Origin of the sequence: Paenimyroides viscosum (assembly GCF_003858535.1) — a bacterium.
In the GTDB taxonomy this organism is placed as follows: domain Bacteria; phylum Bacteroidota; class Bacteroidia; order Flavobacteriales; family Flavobacteriaceae; genus Flavobacterium; species Flavobacterium viscosum.
This window is the reverse complement of record NZ_RQTJ01000002.1, coordinates 1-18,609: the sequence shown is the minus strand read 5'-3', so window position 1 is coordinate 18,609 and position 18,609 is coordinate 1. Positions and strand designations below refer to the sequence as shown.

At 32.2% G+C, this 18,609-nt stretch carries 16 protein-coding genes and 1 tRNA gene; 14 read left to right on the top strand and 3 right to left on the bottom strand.

Annotated elements, in window-relative coordinates; all coding sequences use genetic code 11:
- The first annotated feature begins 12 nt into the window (after positions 1-12).
- Positions 13-2,763, top strand: a complete 2,751-nt coding sequence (locus EG242_RS01120) for a PD-(D/E)XK nuclease family protein (RefSeq protein ID WP_124898083.1) — start codon at positions 13-15, stop codon at positions 2,761-2,763.
- Here the strand turns inward: EG242_RS01120 and EG242_RS01115 are convergent.
- On the bottom strand, positions 2,760-3,545 hold the full coding sequence (locus EG242_RS01115) for an alpha/beta fold hydrolase (protein ID WP_124898082.1): 786 nt from the start codon (positions 3,543-3,545) through the stop codon (positions 2,760-2,762). The two genes, EG242_RS01120 and EG242_RS01115, sit on opposite strands and share 4 nt — an antisense overlap.
- A 102-nt stretch (positions 3,546-3,647) precedes the next feature.
- Here EG242_RS01115 and EG242_RS01110 point away from each other — a divergent pair, with 102 nt between their 5' ends.
- The 4 genes from EG242_RS01110 (at position 3,648) to EG242_RS01095 (ending at position 6,505) form a co-directional block, all read left to right on the top strand.
- Complete coding sequence (locus EG242_RS01110; RefSeq protein WP_124898081.1) at positions 3,648-4,097, top strand: energy transducer TonB; 450 nt, start codon at positions 3,648-3,650, stop codon at positions 4,095-4,097.
- Positions 4,098-4,181: 84 nt separating this feature from the next.
- Positions 4,182-4,547: a BlaI/MecI/CopY family transcriptional regulator gene (locus tag EG242_RS01105; protein ID WP_124898080.1), complete on the top strand. Its 366-nt coding sequence runs from the start codon at positions 4,182-4,184 to the stop codon at positions 4,545-4,547.
- Positions 4,548-4,549: 2 nt separating this feature from the next.
- Positions 4,550-6,136 (top strand): M56 family metallopeptidase, encoded by a 1,587-nt coding sequence (locus tag EG242_RS01100; RefSeq protein WP_124898079.1) that lies wholly within the window; start codon positions 4,550-4,552, stop codon positions 6,134-6,136.
- Positions 6,137-6,505, top strand: coding sequence for a hypothetical protein (locus EG242_RS01095; protein ID WP_124898078.1), 369 nt, complete (start codon positions 6,137-6,139; stop codon positions 6,503-6,505).
- 23 nt (positions 6,506-6,528) lie between these two features.
- On the opposite strand, the gene miaE is transcribed toward EG242_RS01095, so the two are convergent.
- Complete coding sequence (gene miaE / locus EG242_RS01090; RefSeq protein WP_124898077.1) at positions 6,529-7,110, bottom strand: tRNA-(ms[2]io[6]A)-hydroxylase; 582 nt, start codon at positions 7,108-7,110, stop codon at positions 6,529-6,531.
- 75 nt (positions 7,111-7,185) lie between these two features.
- Here miaE and EG242_RS01085 point away from each other — a divergent pair, with 75 nt between their 5' ends.
- The 4 genes from EG242_RS01085 to EG242_RS01070 all read left to right on the top strand — a co-directional run bounded on the left by EG242_RS01085 (position 7,186) and on the right by EG242_RS01070 (position 12,002).
- Positions 7,186-8,403: a glycosyltransferase family 4 protein gene (locus EG242_RS01085; RefSeq protein WP_124898076.1), complete on the top strand. Its 1,218-nt coding sequence runs from the start codon at positions 7,186-7,188 to the stop codon at positions 8,401-8,403.
- Between the two features lie 73 nt (positions 8,404-8,476).
- Complete coding sequence (locus tag EG242_RS01080; protein WP_124898075.1) at positions 8,477-9,730, top strand: OmpA family protein; 1,254 nt, start codon at positions 8,477-8,479, stop codon at positions 9,728-9,730.
- 134 nt (positions 9,731-9,864) lie between these two features.
- Positions 9,865-10,128, top strand: coding sequence for a hypothetical protein (locus EG242_RS01075; protein ID WP_124898074.1), 264 nt, complete (start codon positions 9,865-9,867; stop codon positions 10,126-10,128).
- Positions 10,129-10,310: 182 nt separating this feature from the next.
- Positions 10,311-12,002, top strand: a complete 1,692-nt coding sequence (locus tag EG242_RS01070; protein ID WP_124898073.1) for a T9SS type A sorting domain-containing protein — start codon at positions 10,311-10,313, stop codon at positions 12,000-12,002.
- Between the two features lie 58 nt (positions 12,003-12,060).
- On the opposite strand, the gene EG242_RS01065 is transcribed toward EG242_RS01070, so the two are convergent.
- Positions 12,061-13,449 carry a dipeptidase gene (locus EG242_RS01065; protein ID WP_124898072.1) on the bottom strand — a complete coding sequence of 463 codons (1,389 nt, stop codon included), beginning with the start codon at positions 13,447-13,449 and terminating at the stop codon, positions 12,061-12,063.
- A gap of 135 nt (positions 13,450-13,584) precedes the next feature.
- On the opposite strand from EG242_RS01065, the gene EG242_RS01060 reads away from it, so the two are divergent.
- The 5 genes from EG242_RS01060 (at position 13,585) to EG242_RS01040 (ending at position 18,547) form a co-directional block, all read left to right on the top strand.
- Positions 13,585-13,666, top strand: a tRNA-Leu gene (locus tag EG242_RS01060).
- 117 nt (positions 13,667-13,783) lie between these two features.
- Positions 13,784-14,062, top strand: coding sequence for a hypothetical protein (locus EG242_RS01055; RefSeq protein WP_124898071.1), 279 nt, complete (start codon positions 13,784-13,786; stop codon positions 14,060-14,062).
- Between the two features lie 86 nt (positions 14,063-14,148).
- The gene (locus EG242_RS01050) at positions 14,149-17,274 is read left to right on the top strand and encodes an AsmA family protein (protein ID WP_124898070.1); all 3,126 of its coding nucleotides are present in this window, start codon (positions 14,149-14,151) and stop codon (positions 17,272-17,274) included.
- 12 nt (positions 17,275-17,286) lie between these two features.
- On the top strand, positions 17,287-17,922 hold the full coding sequence (locus EG242_RS01045; protein ID WP_124898069.1) for a hypothetical protein: 636 nt from the start codon (positions 17,287-17,289) through the stop codon (positions 17,920-17,922).
- 58 nt (positions 17,923-17,980) lie between these two features.
- Positions 17,981-18,547 carry a heavy-metal-associated domain-containing protein gene (locus EG242_RS01040; protein WP_235831840.1) on the top strand — a complete coding sequence of 189 codons (567 nt, stop codon included), beginning with the start codon at positions 17,981-17,983 and terminating at the stop codon, positions 18,545-18,547.
- Positions 18,548-18,609: the final 62 nt, after the last annotated feature.

Here is an 18,609-nt window from a genome sequence, read left to right as displayed (position 1 = left end):
TATTTTTATAAAATGAATACAACTTACTTTCTACATAAAATAGCACAGCAAATCGCAAACGATTGTAACTTGAATTTTACAAATACGGTTATTGTTCTTCCAAATAAACGTGCAAGATTGTTTTTGTTAGAGGCTTTTAAAAGCACATCATCCAAAACCTTTTTTGCACCTGAAATTATTAGTATAGAAGATCTAATAACAAGAATTTCAAAGATGAATACCTTAACAGGTGTTGAACAGCTTTTTGAATTTTATGAAGTTTATAAGGAAATCACTCCGCAAAATGTACAGCAAGATTTTGAACAATTCAGCAATTGGGCAAAAATGCTGCTACAAGATTTTAATGAAATAGATCGTTATTTGCTAAAGCCAAGTCATGTTTTTGATTATCTTAAAAACATTGATGATATAAACCATTGGTCTGTAAAAGCAGAAGATCGAAGTGCTTTAATAGATAATTACCTCACGTTTTGGGATCAGTTACCAACCTATTACAATGCGTTTACCAAACATTTAATAGAGCAAAATTCAGGCTATCAGGGATTGGTTTATAGACTTGCTGTTGATAAGCTTGATGTTTTTATGAAAGAAAATACTTCTAAAACCATTTATTTTGCTGGTTTTAACGCATTAAATCAGGCAGAAGAACACATTATACAAAAATTATTAAAAAACGGTTTAGCGAAAGTTTATTGGGATACCGATGCTGTTTTTCTAAACGATCCAGATCACGGCGCAGGATATTTCGCTCGAAAAATCAAACAAAATTGGTCGTACTATAAATCGCATCCTTATGATTGGATTGTTGATGAATTCAAACAGTCAAAAAATATCGAGATTATCAGTACTCCGAAATCTGTTGGGCAGGCAAAAATTGTGGGATCAATTGTAGAAGAACTTCAAAAATCTAATGAAAATCTGCAAAAAACGGCGGTTGTTTTATCCGAAGAAAATTTGTTGATTCCAGTACTTTATGCGTTGCCAAATACAGTAGCCTCGTTGAATGTAACAATGAATTACGACAGTAAATCAAACCCAATACAATTGTTTTTTGCAAAGTTTTTTAAAATGCACGTCAATGCGTTGAACCGCGGAAAAAGCAAAGCAACTTTTTATCATAAAGAAGTTTTAGATGTGTTGTCGCATTCGTTAATTGAAAATCTAGCAGCTTCAAAAAAGGTTGTTGATGGCATTAATAAACGAAATTTATCTTTTTTTAGTTTCTCTACATTAGATTTTGTTCCAACAGATAATTCTTTTTTACAGCTGATTATTAAAGATTGGAATATTGATGTTATTGAAATCATTGACAGAATTGAAGCGATTGTTTTTGAAATTAGAACGTATTTACGACAGAATAACGATGATGTTTCACTTACATTTCTCTACGCATTTCATCAGGTTTTAACGCAGATTAAAAATTATCAATTAAAATATAAAGTTATTGAAAATGCCCAGCAATTTGTAACCATTTACAAGCAGGTCGCAGATCTGGCTGAAGTATCTTTTGAAGGCGAACCGTTGGAAGGTTTACAGGTAATGGGTGTTTTAGAAAGTCGAGTTTTAGATTTTGACAATGTGATTATTACTTCATTAAACGAAGGGAAATTTCCTGCAGGGAAATCGGCTAATTCGTTTATTCCGTACGATGTGAAAATGGAATTGGGTTTGCCAACTTTCCGAGAAAAAGATGCTATTTATACCTACCATTTCTACCATTTGTTGTTGCGCGCTAAGAATATTTATCTTTTATATAATTCAAATTCCGAAGGTTTAGATGCTGGCGAAAAAAGTAGATTTATAACGCAATTGATTTTAGATCCGCAGGTAAATCACAACATAAAAGTGAATAATTACTTTGCAAAATATCCCGACACAATTAGTGAACCTTTAGTGATTGAAAAATCGGAATTATTGCAAAATCGATTGAAAGAAATTGCTTCAGATAAAGGCTTTTCTCCTTCGGCAATCGGAAATTATATGCGTAATCCCATGCAGTTTTACATGCAGCGTGTTTTGGGTATTCGGGAGTTAGATGAAGTAGAAGAAAATATCGCCTTAAATACTTTGGGAACTATTATTCACGGCGCTCTGGAAGAATTGTACAAGCCTGTTATAAATCAAAAATTAACCATTGCAATGGTTGATGAAATGTTGCAAAAGTATCAAACAGAAATTGTGAAGCAGTTTCAACTAAATTATTCCGAAAGTGCCGATAAATATGGAAAAAATCTTTTAGCGTTTGAAGTTGCAAAACGTAACGTGTATCATTTTTTAATGTTAGAAAAAGAAATGTTAGAGAATGGAGATGATGTTACCATAATGGGTTTAGAACAAACTTTGGAAACTGTTCTTGAAGATGCCAATTTACCGTACGCTATAAAATTGTCGGGAATTGCCGATAGAATTGAAATTCGTAATAATGTGGTCCGGATTATTGATTATAAAACAGGAAAAGTAGATTTAAATCAGGTTCAAATAAAAGAAATTAGTGGAATTACGACAGATTTAAAGTTCGAAAAAGCAATCCAATTACTTATGTACGGTTTAATGTATAAAAGCAATACCTATTTGCCTGTTCAAGCGGGTATTTATTCGTTTAAGAATAGAAAATCGGGATATTTACTTTTTGGTTTAAAAGAAGATAAAGTTTTAAACGAGTTTATTACCGATGATTTATTGATTGATTTTAAAGCGGAATTAATCAGTTTACTGAATACTATTTTAGATCCCGAAACGGTATTTGAAGAAACGGTAATTTAGCCGTTTTTCTTTAGAAATGATGTAATGATTGTAGCGATTTTAGCTTCTTGTTCAATAGTTGAAACATGTCCGCCGGGAATAATTTCAAAAGAAACTTCGGCATCTGCAACTTGATTTTTAATATCATCTAAAGGAATAATGGTGTCGTTTTCGCTGGCAATAATCAATTTCGGGTACGGACTAAAATGCAATAATGCTTCGCGATCTATTCTAATTTTCATGCCTTCTAAAGCAGCAATAATTCCTTGTAAAGGCGTTTTTAAAGCTTGTTGAGTAAAAGCTTCTATTTTATCGGCAAAAAGGTTGTGTGCATCTTTATCGAATAAATTTTGTGTTGCCATTCTAATAAAAGCATTACTGTTCTTTTTTACCACATCAATTGCACGGTCGCGATTTATTTTACGTTCATCAGAATCTGGCTGTGCAGATGAATTTGAAAGAATCAACGATCGAACATTATCAGGATACAATTCGGCAAAAGCCAACGCAATGTATCCGCCCATAGAATGCCCAATTAATGAAACCTTGCGCAAACGTAATTCAGAAATCAAAGCAAAAAGCATGTCAGCCTGATCTTCCATTGTATGTACATATCCGTAGCATTCACTTTTTCCGTGACCTAAAAGATCAACAGAAATAACTCGGTAACGTGTTTTTAAATGCGAGGTTAAATCGTTCCACATGAAAGAATCTTCTAAAAAACCATGTACCAACAATACGGCGTTGCCTTTACCCAAATCGCTGTAATGTATGGTTGTATTTTTGTAGTTAAACGTTTTCACTTTTTTTAAGCAAAAATAGCAAACTAAAACAAAAAAATAAAAATTATGTTATTACTAACTAAATTGTATTTTTGTAAGTATTAAAAACATACTTATTTACTTATGAAAACAAAAATTGTTTATTTATTTTTTGTGCTGTTTACATTAAATGTAAGTGCACAAACAGCAGCAGAAAACAAAAAAGTTGTTATTAGAGAACTTCCTGTATATCGTGATGTAGATGTTATGGCAACTTATCGTGGAGGGTATGAAGTGATTCTTAAACAGATTAAAGATGCTACTAAAAATTGTAAAAGAGGATCTTTTAAAGGAAAAGATTCTACGGTTATTATTGATGTTTTAATTACAGATAAAGGTAAAGTTGCTAAGGTTGAGTTTGTAAAAGCTGATGTTGATTTGTGTAATAATGAAATTCAAAAGGCTATTGAAAAAGCAACGCAGTGGATTCCGGGTCGTATAGATAATAAACCGGTAAACTCCTATTTACAGTTAACGGTGAATTTAACAAATAATAGTGAAAGTGGTAATACTTTAATTAGACGTTTAAATTAAAAAAAAACAAAAAAAACAGTTGATCTGTTTTTTTATTTAAAAAATTGTTCTACATTTATAGAACTAATTCTAATTTTATAGAATATGAAATTAACAAATGCAGAAGAACAACTTATGCAATACATTTGGAAACGTGATAAAATTGTTCTTAAAGATTTAATTGATAGTTACAGCGATCCAAAACCTGCTAAAACGACTGTTGCTACAACAGTAAAAAAATTGATTGATAAAGGTTTTGTTGGATACGACGAAATTGGAAATACCCGTTTGTATTTCGCAATTGTAAAGAAAGAAAACTATTTTTCTAAACAAATGAAAAATATGATTAAACATTTTTTTGATAATTCCACGTCACAATTTGCTTCTTTCTTTGCAAAAGAGGCAACCCTGACAAAAGACGAATTACAAAAACTTCGCGATTTAATAGATGATGAACTTAAAAATAAGTAGTTATGATGCTTTATTTTATAAAATCAACTTTTTTACTATTGATATTTTGTTTGATATTTAAATGGAATTTAGAAAGTAAAAAATCATTACAATTTATAAGATATTATTTACTTGCAAGTATTGTTTTTGCATTGGCTGTGCCTTTGTTTGATTTTCAGTTTTTAGTGCCGCACAACAAAATTGTTGAAACTAAAGAGTATATTTTTGATCAGTTACCCAACATTCCTGTTATAATTGTTGAAAATGTTCCAGAAAAAGGCATTTCAATTTTAGCCATGCTTTATGTTTTTGTTAGCAGTGTTTTCCTTACGCGCTTTTTATATAATCTGTTCAAAATTTTACGAATTAAAAAATCGGGCAAAAAAGTCAGTACATCGTTTGGAAACTTAATTATAAGTAATAAAGTTATTGCACCTTTCACTTTTTATAACACAATCTATGTAAGTGATGTGGAATGGAAAAGTAAAGCTTTAAACCCGGCTATTCTGTATCACGAACAAGCGCACGTAAAACAAAAACATTCAATAGATATTTTATTAGTAGAAGCATTAAAAATAGTGTTGTGGTTTCAGCCTTTAATCTACTATTTCAAAAGAATTATCCAAGAAAATCACGAATATCTTGCAGATGAATTTAGTTTGCAAAAAACAAATAATCTTAAAAATTACCAAGAACTAATTTTGGACTATTATGACAATAATCAGCCAATTGTTGCATTAAGCAGTTCTATTCATTTTAACAATTTAAAAAAACGATTTATTATGATGAAAAACACACAGAAAGGAAAAGTATGGGGAACAATTTTTTATTCGTTAACCATTGCAGTAACGTATGTTGGTTTTGTTGGAATTGAAACCAAAGCAGCCGAAATTAAAAAGGTTGAAGATAAAATATCAAATGTAGTTGAACAAGCAGTTAATCGTCCTCAAGAAATTAAATCTACCGAACCAATTAGTGAAGAAACAAAAGATGAGATTAAGAATAACCCAATTATTCTGGCTTATATTAAAGGTGAAAAAAGCAGTGGCTACTTTAGTCATAAAGGCAGTGTTTATTTTTATGTTGTAGATGAAAATTTAAAAGTATCAATTTACAATAGATATGGAGTTGTTCAAAATGAAAAAGATTTCACATACGAACTTAAATCGGTATCTAAAGAAGAAAAAGAGAAACTAACTTTAGATGAATTAAAAAGATCTGCACAAGTAAAAAATGATTATCAAGATATAAAAGAAATAGAAAAAAAATATGCTGATGCTCATAGTTTTGTAGAGAAAAAGGCTGCTCCAAGAGAAGGTCTGCAATCTTTTTTTCATAATTTTATGAGGGCTTTTGATACAAAAACAATTACTACAAATGATACATTAATTTCAGCCAGATTAAAATTTATTGTAGAAAAAGATGGTAGCTTTTCAAATATTATTGCAGTAGGCGGTGGAAATGAAACAGCAGCTAACGAAGCAATACGGGTTTTGCAAACAATGCCTAAGTGGCAACCCGCAGAAAATGAAGGTCAAGTTGTACGATCAACCTTTACACTGCCTATTAAAATTAAGATAAATCAACCGTTAAATGAAGTTGAAAACTAAATGAAGATAGCCATTTTATTTTTTGTAGTATTTCTTGTTTCCTGCAAAATCAATCAGAAAAAAAATGGAGTAGAAGTCGGCAGATGGAAATACGTTTCAGGCACAAAAACAGAAAAGAGTATAATTAAAGGTAAATATGATAAGTATGGTCGAGAAAAAGGTGTTTGGAAATATTACAATAACGATACACTTTTTCGGTCAGAAAAATATTTTTATCCCTATTATGTAGATGTGTTGTATCATAAAAACGGAAAAATAAATCAGATAGGAAAAAGTTATACAACTAAAAAAACATGGACTAAAATTGGTACTTGGTACACATTCAACGAAGAAGAGAAGCTAACCGATTCCATCACTTTTGAAAACTAAAAACACCTCATTGAGGTGTTTTTTTATCCGTGAATCGTTTCTTTTGTTCCGTAATTCTGAATTAACTGACCTTCAAAATCTAGCCATTCTTTCCAGCGTTTATCAACATTTGCGCGTTCACTGTATTTTTTTGCAAACTTTAAAAAAGTAGTATAATGGTTGGCTTCAGAAATCATTAAATCTCTGTAAAACTTCGCTAATTCTTCGTCTTTAATATTTTCCGAAAGCACTCTAAAACGCTCACAACTTCTAGCTTCAATCATGGCAGCAAATAGCAAACGATCAATAAAAGCATCGTTTCTAGAACCATCTTTGCGCATAAATTTAAACAATTGGTTCACATAATCGTCTTTACGTTCACGTCCAAAAGTAAAACCACGTTTTTTAATAATATCGTGTACCATTTTAAAATGTTCCATTTCCTCAATTGCAATTTCTGTCATTGCGGTAACTAAATCTTCATGTTCAGAATTGTAGGTAAGAATGGTAATGGCATTTGTAGCTGCTTTTTGTTCGCACCACGCATGATCGCTTAAAATTTCTTCTAGATTATCTTCGGCAATATTTGCCCATCTTGGATCGGTCAATAATTTAAGTCCCAACATAAACTTTGTTTTTTGCAAATTTACAAATTAATTGCACAGTTAGCATGTTTTACAATTTAGGTCGATATTTGCTTTATGAAATTACGTGTTTTAATAATTGGTTTGGTTTGGCCAGAGCCTACTTCATCGGCAGCTGGTTGGCGTATGTTGCAGTTAATTAATGAATTAAAAAAAATATCAAACGATATTCATTTTGCCTGTGCCGCATCTAAATCGGTTGCCTCGCATCCGTTTGATGAATTGGATGTTGTTTCACACGATATTGTTTTAAACGATTCGTCGTTTAATGATTTCATTGCCGATTTAATCCCAGACATTGTTGTTTATGATCGATTTATTACCGAAGAACAATTTGGTTGGCGAGTAAAACAAGTATTTCCAAACATTGTATCCGTTTTAGATACCGAAGATTTACATTTTGTGCGTAGAGCTCGAACTACAAGTTTTAAAACGAATACCGAAATAAATTATGATACGCCTGATACATTCCGAGAATTATCGTCTATTTATAGATCTGATTTATCGATTATTATTTCAAAATTTGAATATGATTTGTTGATCGATCATTTCAATATTCCTTCAAAACAATTATTGTATCTGCCATTTATTGAAGCCGAAATTTCTAAAGATAAGAAAGATGATTTTTCAGATTTCAATAATCGAAAAGATTTTATGTTCATTGGCAATTTTATTCACGAACCAAATTATCAAACGGTACTTCAGCTTAAAAAAATATGGACATTCATTAAAAAACGATTGCCAAATACGCAGATTCATATTTACGGAGCCTACGCATCGCAAAAAGTATTACAGCTAAATAATGCTAACGATGGTTTTATAATTAAAGGAAAAGCCGATGACGTGAACCAGATTATGCAGCAATATCGGGTTTTGGTTGCACCAATTCCGTTTGGTGCGGGTTTAAAAGGCAAGTTCGTTGATGGTTTTAAAAACGGATTACCAAACGTAACGTCTAAAATTGGAAGCGAAGGAATGTTTGTCGAAAATTGGGGTGGATTTATTGCCGAAACAGAAACAGATTTTGTTGAGGCTGTTTGCAAATTGTACCAAGATGAAGCAGAATGGAATAGGGCAGTAGCCAATGGATTTGATATTTTGAACAAGCAGTTTTCTGTAAATATTTGGGGTGGAATTTTAAAAGACGCTGTTTTGAAAATTTATGAGAATACTGAACTTCATCGAAACAATTTATTCATTCAAAAAATATTGTGGCAAAATGGTTTACAGGCTGTTAAGTATATGAGTTTGTGGATCGAACAAAAAAATAAATAGATTTTTTTAATGTTAACTTTTTGAAAATTTATCAAATAAAGAGTATCTTTAAGAAAAGAAAATTCAAATTGTTATGGAAAATCCGTTAGTAAATCAAATTAAACAGTACATTACGCCCGACTTTATTTCAAGTTTGGCAGTTAGTACAAACGAAACAGAAGCATCAATAAACAATGCTTTTGATGTTGCCATTCCGGCACTACTTTTAAAAATGCATCACAAAGGCGATGCGTATTTAAGACCAATGTTTAGCGAAATTCAGAATGTTTTTGCAAACTCTGTAAACGAATTCGAGTTTAAATTAGAAAAAACAGCTTCTTATTTAGACGATTTTTTAGGAACAGATAAGCAGGAATTTGTAGAAAGAATTTCGGCTTTTTCCAACATTTCTCAAACATCGGCACACAGCGTATTAAAAACAGCGTTTTTGGGAATTATCGATTATTTTAAAGGCTTAGATGCCAATTTCGATCTTTCAACAATAAACGGCGTAATGTCAAACAATCTTACATCTTTAAAATCTATGATTCCTGTAGGTTTTGGATCGTTAGGTGCTGTAGATTCTACAATTAACCAACCGACTGCTGTACATACAGAAGAACGTGCACATGCCGATGCCGTGATTAACAATGTGGTGAACAATAACGAAAAAGATCAATTTAAAACAAATGAATCGCCTTATGCTGATCCTAACAAAGGTGGTAATATGCTAAAATACATGTTAATTCCACTTTTATTGGGTATTGTATTGATCTTCTTTTTATATCGTGGCTGTAATCGGGATGTTACAATTGAAGAATCGGTTGTTACAGATACCATTCAAAGCGATACATCAACTACAGTAACCACAACCCGAACAACAAAAGAAATTGTGGTAAACGATCAGATTAAGCTAAATGCGTATAGTGAAGGAATTGAAGATCAAATGGTTGCTTTTTTAAATAAAGGCGAATACAAAAATATGACTGAAGATCAGTTGAAAGAAGTTTGGTTTAATTTCGATGATTTAAATTTTGAACATGGAACAGCAAATGTTTTGCCAGAATCGCAAAAACAGTTAGATAATATTGCTCAAATTTTAAAAGCTTATCCTGAAGTAAAAATAAAAATTGGTGGATATACCGATAAAACCGGAAATGAAGCCGTAAACAAAAAAGTATCTACAGAACGTGCTATGGCTGTTAAAAAGTTTTTAGATGATAAAGGTTTAAGCAAACAAGTTGTTGGTACCGAAGGGTACGGATCTGAATTTGCAGTTCATTCAGCAGATGCGTCAGAGGAATTAAGGCTCACCGATAGAAAAGTAGCATTAAGCATAAGAAATTAGTAAAAAAGGCAACATTTTAAATGTTGCCTTTTTTACTGAATTTAATATTTTAAGCAAACTAATTTAATAAGCTAAAAAAAGATAGTATATTTGCGCTGTTTTAAAATTGATTACAAAAAAAATATATAGATAATATGAGTCATAACGGTCAAGACAAAAGCGGAAATTCATTTAAATTTAGTTTAATTCCTTTAATGTTAGGAATTGTAGTAATTTTCTTTTTATACAGAAGTTGTGGTAATTCAACTTTTCAACCCGAACCATCAAAAGGAACTACAACAGTTATTGCTGAAGAAGAACTGTCGCCAGAACAACCATTGGTTAATGTTGATACAACTGCATTAACTACAGAAGTTGTTGAAACAGTTGTAAATGATACAGTGCAAGCTGCAAAGTAATTTTGTTTACATTATAAAAAAAGTCCACGTCGTAATTGAAGTGGACTTTTTTTATTACTTAAAATTTTAGTGATAGTTAGCGTGATTACTGGCATAAATTATTAATAATCTAAAAATTTAAAACTTAAGTTTTGTTATTTTGAAAAAACTACTATTTTTATGAAAACCAAAGCATATTTTTTATGAAACTAAAATACTTATTATTAATACTTCTTTTTGTTAACACCTTAAAGCATCAAGCACAAATAAATTCTCATATTATTATTCCCAAAGCTGTACGTATAGATTCTGATCTTACAACGAATAATAGTATTTATTCCATTGTAAATTTTAACACACCATCTTATGCTATTCAAAATCAAACTATAACAAATGTTAGTGGTATGGTAGGTAATAATTTAGGGTACGATACTGCAATATTAAAATTTAACGGCAACTTTGTATTACAAGACTATTGGCATTTTGGAGGAAGTGGTTCAGAAGGTTTCACTGTAATCCATGAAGACAATAATAAAAATGTATATGCTTTATTAGAAATACAAGCAGCTATTACAATTGACAATGTTTTATATCAAGCACCCCCACAATCGGAAATTCATAGTTTAATAATTAAATTCAATAGTAACGGTCAAATTGCTTGGGTTAAAAGGATTAATGAATTTTTAATTCAACCTAAAATAAAAACTTACAATAACGAAATATTTATTGCAGGACAGTATAAGGGAATGAGTTTAACAATAGAAAATACAACGGTGTCTGGAAATCAAGTACATCCGCAATTATCAGAAACCTTTCTGGCTAAATTTAATGCAACAAACGGCTCATTACAGTGGTTAAGAACTTCAGAAACTACAGTTGGTGTTAATGAGAATAATATGGGAACACATTGTGTAGATTTAGAATTAGATCAAAACGGAAATGCTGTTTTAATTGCTAACTTATTTTCGCCGGCTGTAAAATTCGGTACTACGAATGTATCTTTTGTGACTAATAATGCTGTTAGTAATAATGCTGTTACTGTTATTGCAAAGTATAGCAATGCAGGAAATGTATCTTGGGCTAAAGCACCCACTGTAATGAACAATAGATTGTTATTTGCTGAAGATTTAGATATTGATGGAACAGGAAATATTTATGTATCTGCTAATGCAACAGGTGGTGTTAATTATTGGGGTACATCTGTAAATCCTTCTTTTACAACTACTGGAATGTATGGGCATCTTTTTAAATTAAATGCATCAGGAAGTTTTCAATGGGCTAAAGCTAATACAAATATACAAGGTGGTTTAAAGATTTATGGTATAAAATGTGTTCAAAACGATGTTGTGGCAACATATCACGCATTAAATTCTCAAATTATAGATAACCAAACCATAAACATAAGTAATACTTCTGCAATTTTAGGTGTCTTTGGAAGTAATGGAACTTTAAAAAGTTATAAATTACATGTGCCTGATAACCCTGATCCAAATCGATTTTACATAACAAATATTCTGCATTATAGTTCAGCAGGTTATATTCTTTCTGGTAATCAATCTGCAGATATAATTTTAGATAATTCTTACCCAATGCCTTTACCAAATCCAACAAATTTCACTAACAATTTTATTATTAAGTCAGGTGAATTTGCATCTGCTAAAGAAATTGTTGTTGATAAATGGAAATTATATCCCAACCCTGCCAAAGACGAATTTTTTGTAGAAGGTGAAGAACTTTCTTTACAATATAAAATTTATGATTTAAGCGGAAGAATAGTTGATGAGAATTCACTGAGGAACTCAAAAATTAATATATCAAATTTATCAAACGGAATTTATGTAGTTGAATTAGCAAATGATGAATTTATGCAAAGAGTAAAGATTATAAAAGAGTAAAGATTATAAAAGAGTAAAAAAAATCCACTTCGTAATTGAAGTGGATTTTTTTTATGATTTATTTAGACATTTCTGTAAAATACTTGTAAAACAACGGAATAGTCTCAATACCTTTTAAATAATTGAAGATCCCGTAATGTTCGTTTGGCGAGTGTATCGCATCAGAATCCAAACCAAAGCCCATCATAATAGTTTTAGATTTTAATTCTTTTTCGAATAAAGCCACAATAGGAATTGATCCGCCTGAACGAACCGGAATTGGAGTTACGCCGAAAGATTCACTGTAAGCTTTTGATGCTGCCTGATATCCAATAGAATCAATAGGTGTAACATAGCCTTGTCCGCCATGATGTGGTTTTACAACAACTTTAACCGATGCCGGTGCAATGCTTTCAAAGTGCTTCTTGAACAATTCGGTAATTTCTTCCCAATCTTGGTTAGGAACCAAACGCATAGAAATTTTTGCAAATGCTTTAGATGCAATTACAGTTTTAGCACCTTCGCCCGTGTATCCGCCCCAAATTCCATTAACATCTAACGTTGGTCTTATAGAATTTCGTTCGTTGGTTGTGTAATCGGCTTCACCGTGAATTTCTTTAATATCCAATGCTTTCTTATAATCGTCTAAAGAAAAAGGACGTTTGCCCATTTCATCGCGTTCTTCTCTTGATAATTCTTCCACCTTATCATAAAAACCTGGAATAGTAATATGATTGTTTTCGTCGTGCAACGAAGCAATCATTTTAGATAAAATGTTAATTGGGTTTGCAACCGCACCACCATATAAGCCTGAGTGTAAGTCACGGTTTGGACCTGTAACTTCAACTTCTACATAACTTAAACCGCGTAAACCTGTAGTGATTGATGGTTGTGTGTTAGAAATCATTCCGGTATCAGAAATCAAAATAACATCGTTCTTTAATTTTTCTTGATTTCTTTCAACAAACCAAGCCAAAGATGCCGATCCAACTTCTTCTTCGCCTTCAATCATAAACTTAACGTTACAAGGCAACGTGTCAGTCTGCATCATTAATTCTAATGCTTTAACGTGCATAAACATCTGCCCTTTATCATCGCAAGCACCACGAGCAAAAATAGCACCGTCTGGGTGTAGTTCGGTTTTCTTGATAACTGGTTCAAAAGGCGGAGAATCCCATAATTCGATAGGATCTGCAGGTTGCACATCGTAATGTCCGTAAACTAAAACAGTTGGCAGGTTGTCGTTAATGTGTTTTTCGCCATAAACAATCGGGTAACCTGGCGTTTCGCAGATTTCTACAGTATCACATCCTGCTTTTTCTAAAAATTCTTTTACTTTATCGGCAGTATTTAAAACATCTTGAGAGTATGCGCTATCGGCACTAACTGAAGGGATTTTTAATAAGTCAACTAGCTCATCAATAAAACGTTCCTTATTTTCTTGAACGTATTTTTTTATTACTTCCATTTTATGATTTGAATGATTTCAATTGTTTACAACAAATATAATGATAAAAATTTAATGAAATTTTGTTGCAGAATAAAAAAGCATTTGTATATTTGCAACGTCTTAAAAGAACAATAGTTCTTAATCAAAAACGCCGCGGGTATGGTGAAATTGGTAGACACGCCAGACTTAGGATCTGGTGCCGCAAGGTGTGAAGGTTCGAGTCCTTTTACCCGCACAAAACCTCTGATTCATTTGAATTGGAGGTTTTTTATTTTAGTGTATTTTTAACCGTTAATAACTAAAACAGCTTTTCTAGATACTTTTTAGTTACTTCGTATTTTAATTTTTTAAAATGAAATTTACTTCATACGAATACAATCTGCTTAAAACCATAATTGCAAAGGTGTTGGAACAGAACAGTGCTTTTGCAGATAATGAAAGTAAAACAAAATTACTCACAGATTTATACGAACGGTTACAGCTTGAAAAAATTGTGATGGGTGTTTATCTGCATGAACTAAATATGCAGATTAGAATGTATGTTAGTCAAAATGAATTGACCAATGACGTGAAAACCAAATTGGAAAATCTGTCTATGAAAATGAAACGAAAATCGCATGCTACTCGATAATTTTATCAAACCCAAGAATAGTGCTGTAAATATTCTTAAACAATCACAATAACTACCTTATCTTTGCAAAAATTGTATTGTTGCAAATGAACACAAAAATAAAAAAAGGACTTAAATATACAGGCATTTCACTGTTGGTGTTGATAGGATTGATACTTATTGCGCCGCAACTTTTTAAAAATTCAATAGAAAGTGCTGTAAAAGATGCCACTGCAGAATTTGTTACCACACCAGTGAATTTCACCAAATTAAACGTATCGTTTTTTAATAATTTCCCAAATTTAAGTGTATCGTTAAAAGATTTAAGCATTCAAGCTCCTGCAGCATTCGGTAATCTTAAAATTGTTGAAAGCAATTCTGTAGATTTGGGGATCGATTTGTTCAGTCTGTTTTCAGATCAGATTAAGTTTACGAAATTATATGTAAACGAGGGGAAATTTAATGTGGTAACCGACAGTCTGGGCAATTTTTCGTTCGCTATTTTTAAATCTTCAGATGAACCCTCTACCGACAGTTCTTTTTCTTTGGCGTTGAACAAAATCCATGTTAAAAATACCGATGTACTCTATCAGGACGATCAATCTAAAATAGAAATTCAGACCAAAAATACCAATATCGGCGGAAATGTTCAGGTGACCGATAAAGATTTGAATTTTGAAACCGAAGCCGATATAAAATCATTGTTTTTCGGGTTGGATCAAAGTATTTTAGTCGATCATAAACCATTGAAAGGAATCATAAATACCAAGGTGAATTTGGATCCTGTTTCTATTGAATTTAATAAAAGTGAACTGCTTTTGGCGAATTTACCTTTAAATGTTTTGGGAAAAGTAGCAGTTCTAGAAAAGGGAATCAATTTTAATTTAGATGTAAAATCCAACAATGCATCGCTTGAAAATCTATTTTCGCTTGTTCCGCAGGAATATCAGAAATGGTATGACGGTATGACGTTCAAAGGAATATCGAATATTCATTTAATGTTGAAAGGATTGATGCAGGACAGCGTTTCAAATCCCGATTTAAACATTAAACTTGATATTGCCAACGGATCAATTGCTGCCAAACAATTTCAAAATATTCCGGTTCAAAATCTGCACACAAAAACCGAACTGAATCTACCGCAGTTAAATCCCGATTCGTTAACGGTAACTATTCCCGATTTCGCGTTTAATTTGGGTAAAGGTCATGCAAAAGGCAGGGCGTTGTATCAATTTCCTATGTTTGTTGATGCTGATTTAAATGCCGCTTTAAATGTTACGCAATTGTGGCAAACGCTTGCAATTTCGGGCATGCAGCTAAAAGGTGATGTTGTTTTAAACGGAACTGCAAAAGGAAATTACACCACTCGTTCTCACAAAAGTAAACAGGGAATTTTAATTACAGAAATTACCGAGATTCCTAAATTTAACGTGCAGGCAAATTGGACAAACGGTTATTTTAAATGGAACGAAATGCCTTTGGCAATTGATCAGTTAACCTTCGATTTGAATGCCGAAAATACCAATGGAGACTATAAAACTACGAAAGTTGATATAAAAAATATCGATATAAAAGCAGCGGATGATTATGTGAAAGGACGCTTTAAAATTGATAATTTAATCGATTTTAATACCGATACCGATTTGCGTGCTTTCGTGAATCTTTCAAACGTAAAAAATATTTTTCCTATTAAAGAAGTTGATTTTGGCGGACAGTTAACTGTTGATACCAAAGCAAAAGGACGCTTGGATCTGGATCACAATAAAATTCCTGTTACAACATCAATCGTTAAACTTAAAAACGGTTATCTGCGTTACAACAGCTTGCCCGATCTGCCTTTGGAAAAAATTAATCTGGAAACGCATATTTCATCGCCGCGCGGTTCGTTGAACGATTTGCGTGTAAACGTACTGCCAATCTCGTTTGTTTTGGCGGATGAACCGTTTATGATTGATGCCAATCTGTTTAATTTTAATAATTTGACGTTTGATATCGGAACAAAAGGAAAACTGAATCTGGGCAATCTGTACAAGGTTTTTGCAATTGACGGATTAAGTGTTTCAGGACAGTTGGAAACCGATGTGAAATTGAAAGGAAAGGGTGGGGCAGACGATCCTTCATCGCTTAACAACCGTGGATTTGTGCTTTTGAAGGATATTCATATAAAGTCGGAATTTTTCCCACATGATTTTGTTTTTACCGAAGGAAAATTTAAGTTCTTCCGTAAACAAATGAAGTTGGAAAATATTAAAATGAACTATGCCAAACAAACGTTTGTGTTAAATGGCGATCTGGAAAATTACATCAATTATTTTCTAACTCCGAATGCTACACTGAAAGGCAAATTGGCGGTTACATCGCAGTTTATCGATGTTAATTCGTTTATGTTGTCGGCAAATCCGAATGCAACGAAAACAGCATCATCTGCGTCAAATTCTGGTGGAAGCGTGATTTTGGTTCCCGATAAAATTGATTTTGAACTAACCGCAGATGCTCAAAAAGTTAAATTCAACGATTTACAGTTAGATAATTTAAGCGGTGTTTTAAAAGTGTTCGATCAGAAACTGGCATTGCACGAAGCAAAATTTGGTTTAATTGACACACAGTTTTTATTAAACGGAGCGTATCAACCAATAAACAACAAAAGCGCTTTGTTTAGTTTTGATATTGATGCACAACAATTCGATATTCAGAAAGCCTACAAACAAATGGCATTGTTCCGCGAAATGGCTCCGGCTGCAGAAAGTGCTTCGGGTCTGGCTTCTTTAAAATATCAGTTGCACGGAACGTTGAATCAGGAAATGTTTCCGAATATGAAATCTATCAAAGGATCGGGCGATCTAATTTTAGAGAATATTCAGTTTAAAGGTTTTAAATTATTTAATGCCGTTGCCAGCGAAACAAAAACCGATGCTTTACGCGATGCCAACGTAAAAAATGTGGTGGTTAAAACGTCAATAGCAAATAATGTAATGACGATTGAACGCACCAAATTTAAGATAGCAGGCTTCCGTCCGCGAGTGGAAGGGCAGGTTACGTTAGACGGTAAAATGAATATTGGTATGCGATTGGGCTTGCCTCCTTTTGGCATTATAGGTATTCCCATTACAGTGAATGGAACCAGCGATAATTTAGATATTAAACTAGGGAAATATAAAAACGAAGATTTGGAAGAAGACGATGAAGATTACGAAGCCTATAAAAAATCTATTGATACTTTAAAACAACAATAAATCAAAATAATAATGAAAAAAACACTGTTGCTAATTTTATTTTTAACATCTCTTATTACAAATGCACAACGAAGCATAGAGCCCTATCCCAAACAAGGAATAGAAATGCTTACAAAACAAATTGAAGAAAAATTATCTATTCCTTACAGTTATTATGAAAAAGAAGGCTTTGCAATGCAGGTTACCGTAGATAGTTTGTCTAATGCTAAATTAACTTCGTTGGATCCTTATACTTCATTATTTTATAAAGAATTAAAAAAGTTTGTAGAAAATACCGAATGGGTTGCCGGAAAAAATAATGGGTTAGCGAATACACAAACCATCTTAATTCCAGTTAAATTAGATAAAAGAAAAATAGCAAACATGGAGAAAGCGTATCCTAAAGAAGGTTTAAATGCGTTTTACGAATCGTTTGTAAAATATATTTCCACCACTTACTATAGAAGTTTTAAGCATTCCTCTTATTCAGTGATGTTTGAAGTTGATGAGAAAGGAAAAATCAATATTAATGAAATAAAACCTGTCGATGGAGGCTTTAAATTTGAAGTTACACGTTTCTTAGAACGTAAAACAGAATTATGGACACCAGCTAAAATTGATGGAAAGCCGGTAAAATCTACATTTACGTTACCTATTAAATTTCAATAAATGAGTAACTAATATTGAAATTAATAAATATCTTTGTAAAGTACTAAATAATCTAAATATGAAAACATTAAAAGGAATATCAATGTTATTTTTAGCAGCTACGCTTTTAGTAAGCTGTAAACAAAATTCTAACAAACAAGACGAAACTACAACAACTAATACAGTAACAGATACTACAAATGTTGTCGAAGATAATGTTGCAAGCGACGGTATTAGTGGTGTTATGCAAAAAGCAACTTTCCAGGTAGAAGGAATGGCTTGTGCGGTTGGTTGTGCAAAAGTTATTGAAGGAAAATTAGCAAAAATGGACGGCATTAAAAGTGCTGAAGTTGATTTTGATACGAAAACTGCTACGGTAGAGTTTGATGATGCGAAGCAAAATACCGATGCTATTAAGAAAATGGTAGAAGAAATTGCAAACGGAGCTTATAAAGTAGAGAACGTAAATGTATCTAAAGAAATGGCAATGCTTTTCCAAGAAGATAAAACAGATCAAAAGAAATGTTGTTCATCTCACAAAGACGGTAAATCTTGCGGAGATAAAAAAGGTACAGATAAGAAAAAAGATGGTTGTTGTAAAGACAAAAAAGATAAAAAAGTTACAACAAAGCAAAATATAATCTAAAAAAATGAAGCCGTCTCAATATTAAAATTTGAGGCGGTTTTTTTATTAGAATTAATTTCCAA